Origin of the sequence: Peptoniphilus asaccharolyticus DSM 20463, assembly GCF_900176115.1 — a bacterium.
Taxonomy (GTDB): domain Bacteria; phylum Bacillota; class Clostridia; order Tissierellales; family Peptoniphilaceae; genus Peptoniphilus; species Peptoniphilus asaccharolyticus.
This window is the reverse complement of record NZ_FWWR01000014.1, coordinates 36,890-53,998: the sequence shown is the minus strand read 5'-3', so window position 1 is coordinate 53,998 and position 17,109 is coordinate 36,890. Positions and strand designations below refer to the sequence as shown.

The following is a 17,109-nucleotide window of genomic DNA, read 5'->3' as shown; positions in this document are numbered from 1 at the left end:
ACGATATATAGAATGATACACGCAAAAAAGCTGCCAAAAACTAGTATGAAAAATTTGAGAAGAAAAGCTAAATTTAAAAGGCCAGCAGAAAAAAGAGGAAAATTCAATGATAAAGGTAGAACAATTAAGAAAAGACCTAAAGAGATATACAGAAGGCAAGAATTAGGCCACTGGGAAGCAGATACAGTGGAATCAGGCAGATTAGATCATAAAAGGAAAAGTAGATGTTGTTTCGTAACTTTAGCAGAAAGAAAATCTAGATATTATATAGCAATCCTAGTTGAAAATAGAAAGTCGGAAAGCGTAACACCAGCAATAATAAATGCATTAAAAGATTATCCAAAAGAATTAGTAAAAACAATAACCTTTGATAGAGGTAAAGAATTTTCAGAATTTGAGAAAATAGAAAAAGAATTAGGATGCAAAACTTATTTTTGTGATCCCTATTGTGCATGGCAAAAAGGTACAAATGAAAATAGTAACGGACTTTTGAGGGAGTTTTATCCTAAGGGTATGGATTTATCAGAAGTGAATATTGATGAATTAAATTATAACTTAAGTTTAATGAATAATAGACCTAGAAAATGTATAAAATATAAAACACCTAAAGAAGAACTTTTTGGTCTCTTACCATAGGTGTTGCATTTGATTTGACAATTCGTCTGAATAAAAACCTCTATAATATGAAAGTGCTCTTTCGGCTTCCTCTTCATTAAATTTAAGGCTGTTTTTGAATGTATCATCCAAAGGTGGTCCTATATATTTTTCCAATTCCTTTGCACTTGGCACTTCCAACCCCATCTTATCAAGAGTATATTCAAAACTTCTAACTATACCCTCTCCAGATTCTATGATAGTGCCATCTAAATCAAATATTATTAACATTATTTCTCCTTCTTCCCAAAAAGTGAACTTAACTTTTAAACTAAAGATTGCTTCTTTAGTATATATAAAAAGGTAAACTTTGAAAACTTTTATTTAAATATTTTAAAACTTTTCCCAAAATTTCTTTTGCATTTTAAAAAACTCATCCAATGAGATTGGCTGCATCTTTGCAAATAGTTCCATTTGAGATTTCATCATCTCTACATAAAATTTGTCCCAACTATTACTAACTTCTATCTCTTTTTTAGAATTTATAGTTGCTGGGATTTTAGAAGAATTTTCACTCTTTGGTGAATGCACTTCTATTATCATCTCCCCAAAATTATTTGAAGGCTTTGTCTGTATATTTATTTTTTCAGAATCTTTATTTTTTATTTCTGCTTTTTTTCTAATTTGAATTTGATTTTTAGGCGTAGACTCGTCCCTATTCTTATTTGAAAGCTCTATAAATATCCCTTGGCTCTTTATAAGAAGCAACTCATCATCTATTTCTTCGAGTTCATCTTCTGCAAAATCACCTTTTAAAACATCCATTTCTTCTGAATATCTATAAAACTCAACAGACACTAAGACTAACTCTCTGTCTATATCTAAAAATCCTTTGTCTTTAACTTTTGCTATAAGGAATACTTCTTTATGTTTTATCCAAATATAGTCTCCTTTTACCAACTTAAAACAAGTCCCAAAAGGTCGCTCTATATTTAGTAGCTCCTCTGCATTTGAATCCAATAATTCGCTAAAAACAATCAAATTATTTTCTATTAAGCTATGATACCTGTCCTCATCAGTTAAATTAAGTCTATATAACATAATAATCCTTTCTAAAGACCTCTCATCATTCCTGGTCTAAAATTCTTTCTTCTGAGAGTTTCATCAATTTGAGCAATTAGAGCCTCTCTATCTCTGTTTAAAGTTCCGCCCAACAATACATAGTTGGAAGCATGGTTAGATCTGAATACAGTACCTTCAGAATCAACATGTTCCAAAAATTTTCTCATCTCAAACAAAATTTGTTCAGCTGTTGGCATTTCAAACTTTCCAGATGCATAGTCTCTATATAGGCTTGCATTTTCATAAAGTCTAATTGTCAAATAACTCACATATTTTGGTTTTGTCTTACTTATCAACTCTGCTGTTCCAACGGCATTTTGTTCCCATTTAGCAGTACCACCAAGACCAGCTATTATTGTGATTGAAGATTCAAACCCAACTTTGTTTACCTTCTCCATCGCCTCTATATAGTCTTTTGTAGTAAGTCCCTTGTTGATATCTCTAAGTATCTCTTCATCTCCACTTTCAAAACCTATATAAAGCATTCTCAAACCATTGTCATAAAGCAATTTCAGTTCTTCTTCTGTCTTTAAATTTATATCCTTAGCTGTCGCATAAGAAGATATCCTCTTCACATTAGGCATATTTTCATTTATATAATTTATGAGCTTTAGAAGTTTATCTGTTGGGATTATAAGTGCATCTCCATCAGCAATAAACACTCTCTCATAGAAGTGAAAATAATCTCTATCTTCTTCCAAATCTGCTATGACATCATCTATATCTCTTATTATAAACGGTTCATCTTTGTACATATAACAAAAGGTACACTTGTTGTGTGAACATCCTATAGTAGCTTGAATGATTAAAGATCTTGCTTCACTAGGCGGTCTAAATACATTTCCGTAATATTTCATTTAACTCCCTTTCCATGAGATTTTAAAAGTTCATCTTTTATATTCCAAAGTTCTTGTGACAAGTCCACAATATACTCTTGTGGATTATCAAGTCTCTTTACTTCTTCCCATATAGTACCCAATTCAACTTGAACTTTATCTCTTATTTCATCTATTGTTGGCAAGTCATATACCAACTTACCTTTTTCATATATAGGCACTAAAAGTGGTTTAGCTGTAAAATCACTTAGTCTCTTTCTCTTCCAAGTATGCACTGGATGGAAGATTTCATACTCTTCTTCATCTATTGTTTCATCATGTAGAGTTATGACATCTGCCATTGCCTTACCTGTTTTGTTGTCATAAAGACGATATAAATTTTTAAATCCTGGATTTGTAATTTTACTTACATTTTCAGAAATTTTTATCTTAGGAATCATCTTTCCATCTTTTTCAACAACAGTTAATTTGTAAACTCCACCAAAGACAGGAGAACTCTTTGATGTTATAAGTCTTTCTCCAACACCAAAAGAATCTACTTTCGCCCCTTGTAGTAAAATATTTTGTATTGTAAATTCATCCAGAGAATTTGAAGCCATTATTTGACAATCTTCAAAACCTGCCTCATCTAACATCTTCCTTGCTTCCTTAGTTAAATAAGCCATGTCTCCAGAGTCTATTCTAATTCCCTTTGGTCTATATCCTTTTGGCAAAATCACTTCATTAAACACTTTAATGGCATTTGGAATACCCTCTTTTAAAGTGTCAAATGTATCTACCAACAGATAGCAATTGTCAGGATATGTTTCAGCAAATTTCTTAAATGCCTCATATTCAGAATCAAAAAGTTGAATCCATGAGTGAGCCATAGTTCCCATAGCTGGGACTCCGTATGCTTTTTCAGCAAGTGTGTTAGCCGTTCCAACACATCCTCCTATATAAGACGCTCTCGCTCCAAGCATTGCTCCTGAGTATCCTTGAGCTCTTCTTGAACCAAATTCTATTACAGGTCTGCCCTCTGCTGAAGTACAAATTCTGTTGGCTTTTGTTGCTATCATAGACTGATGATTAATAGTCAAAAGAATCATAGTTTCTATAAATTGAGCTTGTATTGCAGGACCCTTAACTATAACTAAAGGTTCATTTGGGAATATAACAGTCCCTTCAGGGATTGCCCATACGTCACATTCAAATTTAAAGTTTCTTAAGTATTCTAAGAATTCATCATCGAATATTTTCTTTGTCTTTAAGAACTCAATATCATCATCTGTAAATTTCAAATGCTCTAAGTACTCAACCATCTGCTCTATCCCCGCAAGTATTGCATAACTTGCATTGTCAGGTACAGATCTAAAGAACATATCAAAACACACAATTTCGTCCTTTAAATGTGATTTGAAAAAGCCATTTCCCATAGTAAATTCGTAAAAATCTGCAAGTAGTGTATAATTATTTTTGTCTCCGTCTATGTCTCTCATATTTTCACCTAACCCTTTTAAACTAAAATCATTATATATTTATTATGCGTATTGTTCAAATGTTTACCCATTAATTCAATAATTCATAGGATTTAAGTGAAATATTGTTTTTATTGGGTATCAAAACAAAAAAAGGAGGATTGTATGAAAATTAGAGATGAATATTACTTGGAAGAAAATTTTGCAGTTGACTTCATATCAGAAATTGTCGAATACGAAGGCAGCTCATTTGTCCATGATGAGATTGTATATTTGCTATTACAGAGACTCACTGTTGGGAACAAGAGCCTTACAGAAATGTTTGAACTTTTAAATTTACAAAAAGCTGTTGAATTTGCAATTGAGCTTGCCAAAAGCGAAAAGGAATTGAGCGAGAGCTTAATCACAGAAATAAACAGAATTCTCTTGATAGACATAGTGCCTGGTGGAATTTACAGAACTCACAACAACATCGGTGGCGTGAACTTTACGGAGATAAGAGAACAAATGAACTATCTGCTTGATGACTACCTCCACTCTGAAGATGTAAAATCCGCAGAATGGTTCTTTGAAAACTTTATGGAAATCAAACCTTTTAACTATAGAAACTTGGCCACTGCAGCTGTTCTATACGTGTTTATTAGCTTGAAACTCGGAGACACTCCAAAACTAATAAGTGAGGTATAATAATGAAAGCTTTAACAAAAAATCTTTTCTCTATACTTATTATATTAGCGCTCGTTGTTCTCACAAGTTGTCATAATAAATATGATTTTGAAATAATATTTGAACCAAAAGACAACTATCGAGAAAAGATATATACTACAAAAGAAAATTATTCCATCTACTCATTAGATGGGAAAGTTTTGGTGAAATTTAATGAAGAAGAAATTTCTTTAAAGGAAGCTTTGGAAAACAATAAAATATCCATGGAGCAAATCCTCGAAAAAGCCGAAAATGATTTTTCATCTAATTCCATTACAGCCCGCACGTACGCCGACGGTGGTAGTGAAGAATACTCTTACAAACAATATACCATCATAGATTTTAATGAATTAGATGGCAAAGACGATATCTATTTTGCCCCACCAGACACAACCATAAATGATATAGACGATAATCATGAGATGGATGTTACTTTTATCCCCAATCAAAATGGATTGATGCTAGTTCAATCTTCGAATAAAGATGTAAGTTTTAACACTTTTTCCTATAATGGAGATGTTAAAATAGTTTATGAAGGAAAAGAAATACCTTTAGAGGATGCAATAAAAAACGGTTTGTATATGGAATTCGTGTATTATAAAATAGATAGAGGCGATTTCCAAAAGAACGAAGATATGATTAAAACGTATAAAAATAGTTTTAAAATATATCCCTATTCAAATTACAAAGTTATAAAATCTGAATCTAATTTATATTTTATTCCTTCTGAAATCCCTTTGACAGAAATCGAAAAAATAATTAAATAATTTAAGAAAGGATGTGTAATTATGCAAACAAAAAAATTATTACTCTTAATGCTCGTCTTTACACTTACTATTCTACCTAATTTTGTAAGCGCAAAAGTTGCAGATAAGGTTGAAGAAAAGTACACAAGCTTTTCAGGAATGATTGACTCTGTTGACAAAAAATATGGTGATATTACCATCTTAGTAAATATCAACAACGATAAAAACAACCCTATGATTGTTCATATTCAAAAAGATACTCTTTTATTTGACATGACAGACACAAGAGAAAACAAAGAAGTTCTTTTGGAAAAGGGCGCTACAGTAGAAGTATTTTTCTTAGAAAACACTCCTATCGCTGCAAGTTTACCAGCACAACTTATGAACCCTTGCTTAGTGCTAATTAAAAATTCTGATTACACAACAAAATTAGATAAATTTGATTCCGAGCTTGTGAGTTCTGATGGAAAATTAAAACTAAATGTTAAAGACAATGCAACTGAATACAAAGATTCACTTCTTCTTGTGTTCTATAAAGAAAGTACAAAAAGTATTCCAGCTATTGCAAATCCTTACAAGGTAATCAAACTGCACCCAGAAAATGAAGTTGCCTTACTATCAAAAGATGGTGTGTTATTTGCTCCATTGAGAAAAGTTTTTGAAACTATGAACTATAAAGTTGATTGGAATGCAGAGCAAAAACTTATAACTATCAAACAAGATGATAAAGCTGCAACTTTAAACTTGGATAAAAAGTCTTATACAGATTTTAATAAAAAAGAAATTAAATTGGAAGCTGAACCATTTATAATGGATGGCAGAACTTTCGTGCCAGTTTCCTATATGCAAAAGAATCTAAAGTTAAATAATTTAGAAATCAAAGATGCGTTCTTAATTATAAAATAATTTTAAAACACAAAAATCTACCTCGCTAATATGGGGTAGATTTTTTTCAGATTTAATTTTGTCTTATTATAAATTTCTAAGTTTCTTTAGAATTAATTTTTGTTCAACACTTGCAACTAAACGTCTTGTGTATTCAACTGTATCTGGGTTTACACTCATTGATGTGACTCCACATTCAACAAGATATTCAGCTAACTCAGGATATTGGCTTGGGCCTTGTCCACATATTGAGCAAGTGATTCCCTTCTTATTTGCCGCGTCTATAATAGTCTTTAGTGCTCTCTTAACAGGTTCGTTTCTTTCATCGAAGTAACCCATGTTGTTTAGTACTCCGGAGTCTCTGTCTGCTCCCATAACAAGTTGAGTTAAGTCGTTTGAGCCAATTGAGAAACCATCTACAAGCTCTGCAAACTCTTCCGCTTGGAATACAACAGCTGGAACTTCTGCCATTATCCAAATCTTGAAGTTCTTAGATTGTTTTAAACCTTCAGATGCCATAATTTCTTTAACTGTTACAAGTTCATCAAGAGTTCTAACAAATGGAAGCATAGCTATTACATTTGTAAGTCCGAATTCTTCTCTTACTTTCATCATAGCACGACATTCAAGTCTAAATCCTTCTTCGTATTCAGGAGAGATATATCTTGAAACCCCTCTCCATCCAATCATTGGATTTGCTTCTATAGGTTCAACTTCGTCTCCACCCTTAAGCCCTCTAAATTCATTAGTTCTGAAGTCACTCATTCTAACTACTAAGTTCTTTGGATAGATTGCTGATGCTACTTTTGAAATTCCTTCAGCCAATTTATCTATCATAAGTTGCTCTTGGTGAGTTTTTAATAGATACATTGGGTGAGCTCCAATCATATTTGTGAATATGAATTCAGTTCTCATAAGTCCAATTCCATCAAATGGTAGGTCTTTATATTTTTCAATAAGTCCCGGTTCGCCAAGATTCATATATATTTTTGTTGCAGTCACTGGAGCTGAAAGATTTCTAAGGCTTGCAATCAAGTCTTCAGATACTACTGCTCCGCCTTCGCTCTTTTCTTCAACTTTCTTTTCTTCTTTTAATACTTCGCCTTCGTATACTACTCCACGAGTTGCATCAACTGTAACTGTTTGTCCTTCCTTTAGAACTTTTGTAGCGTTCTTAGCCCCTACTATACATGGAATTTGGAGTTCTCTTGATACAATTGCTGCGTGGCAAGTTCTTCCACCTTCATCAGTTACAACTCCGGCTGCCTTTCTCATAGCTGGCACCATGTCAGGGTTTGTCATTTCAGTTACTAATATATCTCCCTCTTTTACAAGGTTAATTTCTGAAACATCTTTAATTAAGATTACCTTACCTCTTCCTATTCCAGGAGAAGCTGGTAGACCTTTACAAAGTGGTTTTAAAACCTCTTGTTTTTCTTCAATTGTAGTGATTGGTCTTGATTGTAGGAAATAGAATTCTTTAGTATCTCTATCGAATCCCCATTCAGTATCTTGAACACTTCCGTACAATTCTTCAACTTTTAATCCTCTTTCAATTAGAGTATTTAATTCATCTTGAGAAAGACATTCTGCTTCAACAAATTCTTCTCCAAGCACTTCACTTACAAGTTTTTCTTCTGTTCCAACAGTATCTTCTCTACGAACTACCATTGTCTTTTTAGAAGCTATATTCTTTTCAATTATCTTTTTATTTGTCTTGTCTATTACATATTCGTCAGGAGTTACCATTCCGGAAACAACAGCTTCCCCAAGTCCCCAACTTGCATTTATCATCATTTCATCTTTAGAGTTGTTGATAGGATTTGCAGTGAACATTACCCCTGATTTTTCAGAGTTTACCATCTTTTGAACAACTACTGAAAGAGATACGTTGAAATGGTCAAATTTTTGCTTTTCTCTATAGTAAATTGCTCTTGAAGTCCAAAGAGATGCCCAACAGCTTCTAATGTGATTTAAAAGTTCTTCTTCTCCTCTTATGTGAAGATAAGTGTCTTGTTGTCCTGCGAAAGAAGCATCTGGTAAATCTTCTGCTGTAGCTGATGATCTAACTGCCACTTCAGGATTTTCAACTCCAATTTCTTTTGCAAATTCTGCATAAGCTTTTTTAATTTCTGCTTCTATGTCCGGTTGAATTTCAGAAGAGTTAATTTTATCTCTAACTTCTTTTGAAACTTGTGTCAATGCTTCAACATCTTCTACGTCAAGAGAGCTCACTAATATTCTTACAATTTCATCAAGCTCTGAATAGTTTATAAATTCATCATACGCACCTGCTGTTACGCAAAATCCTGGAGGCACAGGCAATCCCATGCTTGTAAGTTCGCCTAAATTAGCTCCCTTTCCTCCAACTTGTGATATATCATCTTTACCAATTTCATCAAACCATTTTATATAATTATAATTAGACATAAGCCCTCCCCGACAAATGTTGTGTCATACTTTATTAACTTCTACAATAGTATATCATATTTATTTATATGACGCATTATTTTTCAATAAAAAAATTCCGTTTTTACACGGAATTTATTTTGACAAACTTGCCTTTAGTTCTGCTATGGACATTGTAGAAACATGGGCTTTATCAATCCCTAGTTCTTCCAATATCGAATACAATTCATCCTCTGAATTAGCTTCTACTTCTACGTATGGATAAGGATAAGTCCTCTCGTCCCATCTATCCACATCAAATCTTATATTTTTAAATTTATACGAAGTTCTCTGTTTACCACCTTCATCTTGTAAATCATATCCCATCAAAATCAAAATCTTTCTAAGTTCTGCCACATCTGAGATTTCAGTTGTGTGCTCTATATTCTCTCTCACATTTTGATCTGTTATCTGTTCTTTAAATGTAAAATAGTTTGTGCACTGGCCTGTTGTCAGATTTTTAGACTCTCTAATTCTCAAATAGCCCAATGTTTTATCTATTGGATGTTTTGTAGAATTTATAGTTATATTGAGTTGACTCTCTTCTAAAAATTTTTCTGCCCCTATCTGTAAAAGCTTATCTTCGAAAGTCTCCACATCAAGACCTAATAGCTTAACTTCAATCTCTCTTTCCATCTACAATCTCCTGTAATTCAAAATTTATATAGTCGCTTGATACACACTTATATAGTACATCATTTTTCATCCCTTTAAACACTTGCTTATGTCCCTCTGCATGAAGATGACCATATATACAAATCTCAACTCCACTTGCTGTGAGTAAATCTGAAAATTCATTTGCTGTAAAGTCTTGGTTGTAAGGAGGGTAGTGTATCATGGCTATTAACTTCTTCCCCTTTTCAGCCGCCTTTATTGAATTCTCTAACCTTATAACTTCTCTGTTATAGATTTTTTCATCAGGCTTCTTAAACTCACTCATGTCTTTTGAAATCCATCCTCTTGTTCCCACAATTGCATAGTCTCCAAAAGTGTGAGCATTGTTGTATAAAAATTTTGTCTTTTTAAGCTCCAACTCATTTAGCTTGTTTATTGAGCTCCACCAATAGTCGTGATTTCCCTTAGATATTATCTTATATCCCGGAAGTTCATCTATCAATTTTAAATCTATTACACTTTCTGAAAGTCTAAGTCCCCAACTAATATCTCCAGGTAGCAAAACTAAATCATCTTCTTTTACCTTAGACTTCCAACTTTCAATTATCTTTTCCTTGTGATTTATCCACTTCTTCCCAAATACATCCATAGGTTTTTCGCCTATCGGGTCGAAATGTAAATCACCTATCCCATATATCATAAATTCACCCTGTTATATATAGCGCCCATACTATCTAACATCTCACATTCTCTATTCATGGCACTAAATATTATTACCTGTTTTATTTTTGAATACCTATCTAAAAATTTCAAGGTCTCTTTGCACCTTTCATCATCATATTGTACAAAATGATCATCTAAAATTATAGGTGCATCTTTGTATAGCATTTCTGAAACAGCAAGTCTTAATCCAAGGTAAAGTTGGTCAATAGTTCCATTGCTTAGCTTTTCAGCCTCAACCATTTTCCCTGACTCAGTATCTTCAACTGCTATATTAAAACTATCATCAACCACTATCCTATTGTACTTGCCAGATGTTATATCAGATATAAAACCATTCATAAACTTTACAATCTTTGGCAAAAATACACTCTTGTTTTGAGCATACACTTCCCTCAAAGCATCTATTGCTCTTTGCATAGCTTGTTGATTTTGTTCCAATTCATCTAGTTTTGATTTCTTTAGACTGATTTCCTCTTCTATTTCATTTAACAGATGAAATTTTTCATCCTTTGAATAGAGTTCTCCAGAAAGGCTTAAAAATTTAGATTCCAACTCTTCAAGCATGCTTTCTTCTTCTGTTAAATCCCCCTCAACCACTTCAATCCCATGGTTCAAGTCTTCCAAATCTCTGCCATTTAAAATATGTGCTATTATACTTTCTCTATTCTTTAACTCTTGTCTTTGTCTCTTGCCATCTTCAGATAGATATTTTTCTCTTAACTCTTCAAAATTTAAATTGTATTTAATTTCCAATTCTTCAATTTTATTCTTTAACTCTTTAAGTTTATCTTCCAGCTCAATTCTATTTTTGGTTTCTATCTCAGTCCTTACATTTTCTTCAATCTTCAATTTATCTATTTCAGATTTTTCATTTTCTAAAAATGACTTCAATTCATCAAAGCTATTTATCCTATACTTTCTCATGTAGACAGAAAAAACTTTATCCATTTCCCTTTTCTCTTCTGTTTTTACCGAAGACTTTTGCATATAGTTATTTATTCTGTCTTCAATTCTATCTATAGCTGCCTTTTTCATTCTATATGGATTGAATTTTAAATAAGCATGAAATAGCATTGGTATTGCAAATAAAGCACTATAATATACTTTTAAATACACCCCTAAAACTACCATTAAAAAGGCTAACCCAAGCTCTACAAACATAATAAGTCTTAGCTTGTCTACTTCCGCCTTTGTGATAATCAAATCATGATTTAATAACTCTATCTCCTTAGAGAAATTATTTCTATTTAGCTCATCAATTCTGTCACAGAGACTTTTGAACTCGGTATAGTCCTCTTCTATATCCTCATACTTGTATTCAAAACTTTTTTCTTCTGTCTTTTGATTTAGCTGTCTTTCTATTTCGACATAGCTTCTGTTCATCTCATATAGCAAATCAAAATCTTCGTCTGATAGTTCCCTTTCCGGTGACTTATTTTCGGCAATAGCTTTTATCTTAAAGTAGTTTCTTTGGTCATCAGATAATTTTAAGTTCTTAACAAATTTTTTCTGCTCTAATAGACTTTGTTTGATTTCTAAAAATTCAGCTGTACTTTCTGCATAATCTTTTAGATGAGAGTTCAATTCATTTTTCTTCTTATCAAGCATAGCTATCTCTTGATATAATTTGCCAACTGTAGAAGTTTTTCTACTCTCTTTCCCAAGAGCATCTCTCTTTTCTTCAAGTTTTTCTATTGCATTCACCAACGAATACTTTTCATTTCCTGAAGTTGCAAAATTCTCAAGAGAGTGTTTTAAACTATCAACTTCGCTATCCAATTTAGAACATAGTTGTCCTATAAAAAATGAATTTCTAAAAATTGAATAATCTACATTAAATAAAAATACTCCCGGCTGTTTTATTTTAGCAAACTGATTCAACTCACTTATAGAACTCAAATTCTCACCAGTTGTCATATTATAAAATTCCAACTCGTGTTTTTCAAAATTCCTCATTATTCTAAAACTGTCATCGTCTGTTAAAATAGCTGAACCCTTGTATTCATTCCCTGTCCAAGGTCTATATCTGTCGTAATCAGGTGTAGTTCTTCTCTGTGTTCCGCTCTTTGCAAAGCCATAGAAAATACCTTCTATAAATTTAAAGATAGTGCTCTTGCCAGATTCATTCTTCCCTTGGATTAAATTCAATCCTTCTTTTAATTCTATTTTTCTATTCTTAAATTTTCCAAATGCCTGCAAGTTAAGTTCTTCAATCTTCATTTGCCGTCTCCAAAAGAGCCTCTATACCATATTTTATAGCTTGCCCATCATTTCCAAGCCTCTTTAAAACTTCAAAGACAATCCCGCTCTCATCTTCCTTAGATATCTTATCATAGTCTATTATGTTCTTTGTCTTGTCTTCTATTTTTAAATAATATACCTCGATACTCTCCAACACTTCTAAAATATACTTTATATTTTCCGTCTTGCCCTCTAAAATCAATCTGTTAAAATCATTTTGATGTTCTGCTAAATAATTTACAACTTCCGCCTTAACATCGTCTACGCTCTTTGCTGTTACATCAACTTTGAACTCACAGTAAGACCTCTTCGCTAAATTTATAAACTCTTGAACATTCTTATCCAAATCATAGACATAAAATCCATGTTCACCTTCATCTTTAAACCTTGATGGTTCTAATGCGCCACAATAGTATGCTCTCTCTCCAACTTTTTTATGTCCGTGGAAATGACCTAAGGCAATATAGTCAAATTCCAAAGCATTCAGTTTTTCTTCCTCGATTGGAAAGTGACTTACAAATCCTACCGAACAGTGTAGCATCAAAACATTCTTATAATTTTTATCCAAATTGAATTTCAATTCTCTTTTGAAATTGAACTGTCTATCCCAAGTCACCCCATAAATTCTGACGCCTTTATACTCAAGATATTCTTGTTCTAAAAACACATGCACATTGCTTGGCATATCTACTTTTAATAACATACTGCCTTCGTCAATGTGGTCATGGTTGCCACCTATTATATATATTTGAGAATTTGACGCAGAGAACAAACTGCTTAGTCTATTAAAATCACTGAGAGTAAAATATTCTCTTTCGTATAAATCCCCACTTATTAAAATAATTTCTATATTATTTTCATTTGCATAGCCTATCAAATTAGAAAAACTTTGCCAAATTTCCTCTCTCCTCTGTTTTGAATAGAGAAAATTTTCGCCCTTATAAGATTTTCCAAGATGTAAATCCGCAGTGTGTAGTATCTTCATTTCATCACCTATCAAAATTATATAATAACAAACAAAAAATATACAGGATTGCCCTGTATATTTAATATTTTATATTTACTTATTAAGCTTAAATTATAAGCTTTTGAACAGCTTTGAATTCATCAGTACCTGAGATTGAATTTAAGTCAAACATAATAGTTTCTGTGTTTGTAACTACACATCCCATTTCATTTAGCATTTGAAGTGCATTGTTGTAGTTGAATTCGCTTCTTGAACCAATTGCATCACTCGCAATGAACACCTCATAGCCGTTAGCTATAAGATCTCTTGCTGTAAGCAATACACATATATGAGCTTCTATTCCACTTAAAACTATTTGTTTTTTATTTGTCTTTTTAAGTTCCTCTACAAAAGCTTCGTCCAACATACAGCTAAAAGTAGTCTTTGGAAATTCTTTTGCATCCGGTAAAATAGCTTTTAATTCTTCATTATTAAAGCCAAGCCCCTTTGGATATTGAGCTGTAAAAATACTTTCCAATTTCATAATATCAGCCATTTTTGCAAGAATTTTTGTATTTTTTAAAACATCTTCTCTGTTTGCGATAGCTTTTAATAATTTATCTTGTACGTCTATAAACAAAAACAGAGCTTGTTCTCTATCTATATTAAAATTTTTCAAATTTCCTCCTTGATAACATGTACTTTTATACCGTTCATCAAACCTTTTAAATCTGCCATCTCAGCTTTTCTATCTCTCACAACAGACTCCACAAGTGCACAAGCTATTCCAAGTTTTAAAGTCATTTCAAAATCGTATCCTCTTTCAATTCCAAGAGCTATGCCACCGTTTAGCTTATTCTTATCAAATTTGCCAACAGAATATTTTAAATCACTAAAATCAACTCTGTAACTTGCTCCTTTTGTGTTTACCATGACACCTGTTTGCGAATTCACAACTAAAACTCCAACACCTTTTTCAAAAATTATGTTAGATGCTTTTAAAACTTGATTTTGTGTCTTTATCACGAAGTTAGTGTAGTTCTCTAAGTCTTCTTTATCAACCACCATCAAATATGGTTTTGCATCTATAACATCTTCAATCTTTCCCGGAGCAGTTAAAACTCTCACTCCATTTTTATAGCACAAATTAAAGAAACTCTTATACATCGCAGAATCTATATTTGGATTTCCCATAGCAGAAATCAAAACAATCTGTGCATTTTGAAGTAGTTCGTTGAAATTGCTAAATAAATTTTCTTCCTCATCATTAGTTAAAACCGGATATTCCCCTCGTATAAGTGTTTTGAGACTTCTGCTTCTAATCAAAATCTCTTCCATGCTCTCATCTTTAGCACGCACTACAACTGGATCGATTCCAATCTTGTTTAGTTCTTGTCTGAACAATTCCCCAGTCTTACCACCCAAATAAGTTAATAGAGTAGTATTAGCAGACATACTATCTATTAAGAGCATAGTGTCTAAAATTTCGCCAGTTGGATATTCAATTTTTTCAGAAAAAGTATTCTCTTTATTCTTTTCAAAATCAACCACTCTATATTCTCTTCTAAGAGTAGGATTAAATTCACAAAACAGTATCATGTCAGCCTCCATTATTCAACTGAGTTAAGTTTTGATAATACGTCTTCTTTTATATCCTCTACCTTTTTCTTCGCTGCTTCTCCATCTTTATCAACTACATAGATGTATAGCTTTATCTTTGGTTCTGTTCCTGATGGTCTAACTGCAAACCAAGAGCCATCTTCTAAATGGTAAATTAAAACATTGCTCTTTCCAACATCTTTGTAGCCATCTTTATAGTCAATTCTCTCTTTTAATTTTATATCTGCAAAAGATTCAAAATTTGTTCCTCTGAAGAATTCCATCATTCTCTTAATTCTATTAGAGCCTTCTAAACCTTCAAGCACAACGCTCATAAGATGCTCTGCATGGTAGCCATACTTTTCAAAAATTTCATTTAAAACATCTACAAGAGTCATTCCCTTAGACTTATAGTAAGCTGCCATTTCAACAATTAGCATAGATGAAATTACGCCATCTTTATCTCTTACGTGTCCTCCGAATACATATCCTATGCTTTCTTCAAATCCATAGATGAATTCAGATTCTTTTGTTTCATCCCACTTGTTTGGAAGAGCACATATATTCTTAAATCCTGTTAGAGTTTCATAAGATTTTACACCGAAGCTTTCAGCAATCTTTCTTGGCAAATCCCCTGTTACTATTGATTTTACAATTGCACCATTCTTTGGAATAGCTCCCTTTTCTTCTAACGAACTAAGTATATAGTAAGCTAAAAGAGAACCTATTTGATTTCCATTGAATTCAAAATATTCACCATCGTGTAGTGCCATCATAGCCACTCTGTCGCAGTCTGGGTCTGTCGCAATAAGTAAATCCGCAGCTATCTCGTGTCCCAATTTTTTAGCATAGGCAAAAGCTTTTGTATCTTCCGGATTAGGATAGCCTACAGTTGCAAAAGTTGGGTCAGGATTTTCTTGTTCAGGTACAACAGTTATGTTTTTAAATCCTCTTTCACTTAAAATATGTCTCACAGGATAGTTACCAGTTCCATTAAGAGGAGTGTATACCACACTGATGTCTTTATCTACATTTTCTCTAAGTGCTCTTATAAGAGTCTCTCTATAGTATGACTTATCCAAGTCGTGAGAAAGTATTTCTATAAGCCCTTTATTCTTAGCTTCTTCATAGTCCATAGTCTCAACATCTTCAAAGTTCAACTTATCTATTTCAGTTAAAATTTCTGATGCTATATCTTCTAAAATTTGAGACCCTTTATCCCAGTAAACTTTGTATCCATTATAATTTTTAGGATTGTGGCTCGCTGTGATTACGATTCCAGATTGAGTCCCCAAATATCTCACTGCATAAGAAAGCATAGGTGTAGGTCTAATGTCATCAAATAGATAAGTTTTAATTCCATTAGCAGCAAAAACTGAAGCTGCTATTTCTGAAAATTCATGCGACATATATCTCACATCATGAGCTATTACAATTCCCTTTTTAATAGCTTCTTCCCCATGATTTTTTATAGTGTTGGCAAGACCTTGTGAAGCTCTCATAATCACATACTTGTTCATTCTATTAGTACCTGAGCCAAGTATTCCTCTAAGACCCGCAGTTCCAAACTCTAAATCTCTATAAAATCTATCCATCAGTTCTGCTTCATCTTTAATTTTTCTGATTTCAGCCTTAGACTCTTCATCAATCACACTACTACTTAACCATTCATTCATTCTGTCTTTATATTCCATTTAATCTCTCCTAACTATTTGAACAAATTCCGCTCCAATCAACTTTTCTAAATCTCGTGGGTTTATCTTTATCTGCATTCCTATTTTCCCACCACTCACATATATAAAATCCTTTTCTAAGGCAGACTCATCTACATACGTTTTAAAAAGTTTTTTCATTCCAACAGGAGAACAACCTCCGTGAATGTAACCTGTTGTCTTTAGCAATTCAGATTGCTTTAGCATCTCTATCTTCTTCGCTCCAGATACAGAGGCGGCAAGTTTCAAATCCAATTCATCACATACCGGCACAACAAACACAAAATTTTCATTCTTAGAATGTGTCACAAGAGTTTTAAAAACCGTTTCTTCATCTTCCCCCAACTGTCTTGCAACATCTTGGCCTGATATGCCACCATCTTCTGAATATTCTACTATCTCGTATTCAATTTTGTTTTGATCCAAAATTCTCATTGCATTAGTTTTCTTCATACTTGTATTTTACCCAAAATCAATGTT

Annotated in this window: 17 protein-coding genes; 4 read left to right on the top strand and 13 right to left on the bottom strand. The window is 32.7% G+C overall.

Annotated elements, in window-relative coordinates; genetic code table 11:
- On the top strand, window positions 1-636 hold a 636-nt coding region (locus B8869_RS09880), incomplete at its 5' end, for an IS30 family transposase (protein ID WP_144017988.1).
- Here the strand turns inward: B8869_RS09880 and B8869_RS09875 are convergent.
- The 4 genes from B8869_RS09875 to B8869_RS09860 form a co-directional block, all read right to left on the bottom strand.
- Complete coding sequence (locus B8869_RS09875; RefSeq protein WP_084231454.1) at window positions 628-885, bottom strand: HAD hydrolase-like protein; 258 nt, start codon at window positions 883-885, stop codon at window positions 628-630. The two genes, B8869_RS09880 and B8869_RS09875, sit on opposite strands and share 9 nt — an antisense overlap.
- A gap of 102 nt (window positions 886-987) precedes the next feature.
- On the bottom strand, window positions 988-1,695 hold the full coding sequence (locus B8869_RS09870; RefSeq protein WP_084231453.1) for a hypothetical protein: 708 nt from the start codon (window positions 1,693-1,695) through the stop codon (window positions 988-990).
- 11 nt (window positions 1,696-1,706) lie between these two features.
- A complete protein-coding gene (locus B8869_RS09865) occupies window positions 1,707-2,573 on the bottom strand; it encodes a B12-binding domain-containing radical SAM protein (protein WP_084231452.1) in 867 nt (288 codons plus the stop codon).
- Window positions 2,570-4,030, bottom strand: a complete 1,461-nt coding sequence (locus B8869_RS09860) for a nicotinate phosphoribosyltransferase (protein ID WP_084231451.1) — start codon at window positions 4,028-4,030, stop codon at window positions 2,570-2,572. Before B8869_RS09860 ends, B8869_RS09865 begins: the two co-directional genes overlap by 4 nt.
- 144 nt (window positions 4,031-4,174) lie before the next feature.
- Here B8869_RS09860 and B8869_RS09855 point away from each other — a divergent pair, with 144 nt between their 5' ends.
- The 3 genes from B8869_RS09855 to B8869_RS09845 are packed head-to-tail and all read left to right on the top strand — an operon-like array spanning window position 4,175 to window position 6,366.
- Window positions 4,175-4,696, top strand: a complete 522-nt coding sequence (locus tag B8869_RS09855) for a hypothetical protein (RefSeq protein ID WP_084231450.1) — start codon at window positions 4,175-4,177, stop codon at window positions 4,694-4,696.
- Between the two features lie 2 nt (window positions 4,697-4,698).
- Entirely contained in the window at window positions 4,699-5,481 is a 783-nt protein-coding gene (locus B8869_RS09850; RefSeq protein WP_084231449.1) for a hypothetical protein, read from the top strand.
- A 21-nt stretch (window positions 5,482-5,502) separates the two neighbouring features.
- Window positions 5,503-6,366 carry a stalk domain-containing protein gene (locus tag B8869_RS09845; protein ID WP_084231448.1) on the top strand — a complete coding sequence of 288 codons (864 nt, stop codon included), beginning with the start codon at window positions 5,503-5,505 and terminating at the stop codon, window positions 6,364-6,366.
- 66 nt (window positions 6,367-6,432) lie between these two features.
- Here B8869_RS09845 and ppsA read toward each other — a convergent pair whose 3' ends face one another.
- The 9 genes from ppsA to ybaK all read right to left on the bottom strand — a co-directional run bounded on the left by ppsA (window position 6,433) and on the right by ybaK (window position 17,082).
- Window positions 6,433-8,775 (bottom strand): phosphoenolpyruvate synthase, encoded by a 2,343-nt coding sequence (gene ppsA / locus B8869_RS09840; RefSeq protein ID WP_084231447.1) that lies wholly within the window; start codon window positions 8,773-8,775, stop codon window positions 6,433-6,435.
- Between the two features lie 114 nt (window positions 8,776-8,889).
- Window positions 8,890-9,429, bottom strand: coding sequence for a class IV adenylate cyclase (locus tag B8869_RS09835; RefSeq protein ID WP_084231446.1), 540 nt, complete (start codon window positions 9,427-9,429; stop codon window positions 8,890-8,892).
- The gene (locus tag B8869_RS09830; RefSeq protein ID WP_084231445.1) at window positions 9,413-10,108 is read right to left on the bottom strand and encodes a metallophosphoesterase; all 696 of its coding nucleotides are present in this window, start codon (window positions 10,106-10,108) and stop codon (window positions 9,413-9,415) included. Before B8869_RS09830 ends, B8869_RS09835 begins: the two co-directional genes overlap by 17 nt.
- Window positions 10,105-12,351, bottom strand: a complete 2,247-nt coding sequence (locus B8869_RS09825; protein WP_084231444.1) for an ATP-binding protein — start codon at window positions 12,349-12,351, stop codon at window positions 10,105-10,107. Before B8869_RS09825 ends, B8869_RS09830 begins: the two co-directional genes overlap by 4 nt.
- Window positions 12,341-13,357: a metallophosphoesterase family protein gene (locus B8869_RS09820; protein ID WP_084231443.1), complete on the bottom strand. Its 1,017-nt coding sequence runs from the start codon at window positions 13,355-13,357 to the stop codon at window positions 12,341-12,343. The genes B8869_RS09825 and B8869_RS09820 overlap by 11 nt, the downstream gene beginning before the upstream one ends.
- A gap of 88 nt (window positions 13,358-13,445) precedes the next feature.
- Window positions 13,446-13,997 (bottom strand): hydrolase, encoded by a 552-nt coding sequence (locus B8869_RS09815; RefSeq protein WP_084231442.1) that lies wholly within the window; start codon window positions 13,995-13,997, stop codon window positions 13,446-13,448.
- Window positions 13,994-14,917, bottom strand: a complete 924-nt coding sequence (locus tag B8869_RS09810; RefSeq protein ID WP_159445261.1) for a PfkB family carbohydrate kinase — start codon at window positions 14,915-14,917, stop codon at window positions 13,994-13,996. The genes B8869_RS09815 and B8869_RS09810 overlap by 4 nt, the downstream gene beginning before the upstream one ends.
- 11 nt (window positions 14,918-14,928) lie before the next feature.
- Complete coding sequence (locus tag B8869_RS09805) at window positions 14,929-16,611, bottom strand: phospho-sugar mutase (protein WP_084231440.1); 1,683 nt, start codon at window positions 16,609-16,611, stop codon at window positions 14,929-14,931.
- Complete coding sequence (gene ybaK, locus B8869_RS09800; RefSeq protein ID WP_084231439.1) at window positions 16,612-17,082, bottom strand: Cys-tRNA(Pro) deacylase; 471 nt, start codon at window positions 17,080-17,082, stop codon at window positions 16,612-16,614.
- Between the last annotated feature and the right edge of the window lie 27 nt (window positions 17,083-17,109).

Excerpts from the sequence above, each read along its gene's own strand:
- B8869_RS09875 (WP_084231454.1), bottom strand. The coding sequence starts at position 885 with ATGTTAATAATATTTGATTTAGATGGCACTATCATAGAATCTGGAGAG.
- B8869_RS09870 (WP_084231453.1), bottom strand. The coding sequence starts at position 1,695 with ATGTTATATAGACTTAATTTAACTGATGAGGACAGGTATCATAGCTTA.
- B8869_RS09865 (WP_084231452.1), bottom strand. The coding sequence starts at position 2,573 with ATGAAATATTACGGAAATGTATTTAGACCGCCTAGTGAAGCAAGATCT.
- B8869_RS09860 (WP_084231451.1), bottom strand. The coding sequence starts at position 4,030 with ATGAGAGACATAGACGGAGACAAAAATAATTATACACTACTTGCAGAT.
- B8869_RS09855 (WP_084231450.1), top strand. The coding sequence starts at position 4,175 with ATGAAAATTAGAGATGAATATTACTTGGAAGAAAATTTTGCAGTTGAC.
- B8869_RS09850 (WP_084231449.1), top strand. The coding sequence starts at position 4,699 with ATGAAAGCTTTAACAAAAAATCTTTTCTCTATACTTATTATATTAGCG.
- B8869_RS09845 (WP_084231448.1), top strand. The coding sequence starts at position 5,503 with ATGCAAACAAAAAAATTATTACTCTTAATGCTCGTCTTTACACTTACT.
- ppsA (WP_084231447.1), bottom strand. The coding sequence starts at position 8,775 with ATGTCTAATTATAATTATATAAAATGGTTTGATGAAATTGGTAAAGAT.
- B8869_RS09835 (WP_084231446.1), bottom strand. The coding sequence starts at position 9,429 with ATGGAAAGAGAGATTGAAGTTAAGCTATTAGGTCTTGATGTGGAGACT.
- B8869_RS09830 (WP_084231445.1), bottom strand. The coding sequence starts at position 10,108 with ATGATATATGGGATAGGTGATTTACATTTCGACCCGATAGGCGAAAAA.
- B8869_RS09825 (WP_084231444.1), bottom strand. The coding sequence starts at position 12,351 with ATGAAGATTGAAGAACTTAACTTGCAGGCATTTGGAAAATTTAAGAAT.
- B8869_RS09820 (WP_084231443.1), bottom strand. The coding sequence starts at position 13,357 with ATGAAGATACTACACACTGCGGATTTACATCTTGGAAAATCTTATAAG.
- B8869_RS09810 (WP_159445261.1), bottom strand. The coding sequence starts at position 14,917 with ATGATACTGTTTTGTGAATTTAATCCTACTCTTAGAAGAGAATATAGA.
- B8869_RS09805 (WP_084231440.1), bottom strand. The coding sequence starts at position 16,611 with ATGGAATATAAAGACAGAATGAATGAATGGTTAAGTAGTAGTGTGATT.
- ybaK (WP_084231439.1), bottom strand. The coding sequence starts at position 17,082 with ATGAAGAAAACTAATGCAATGAGAATTTTGGATCAAAACAAAATTGAA.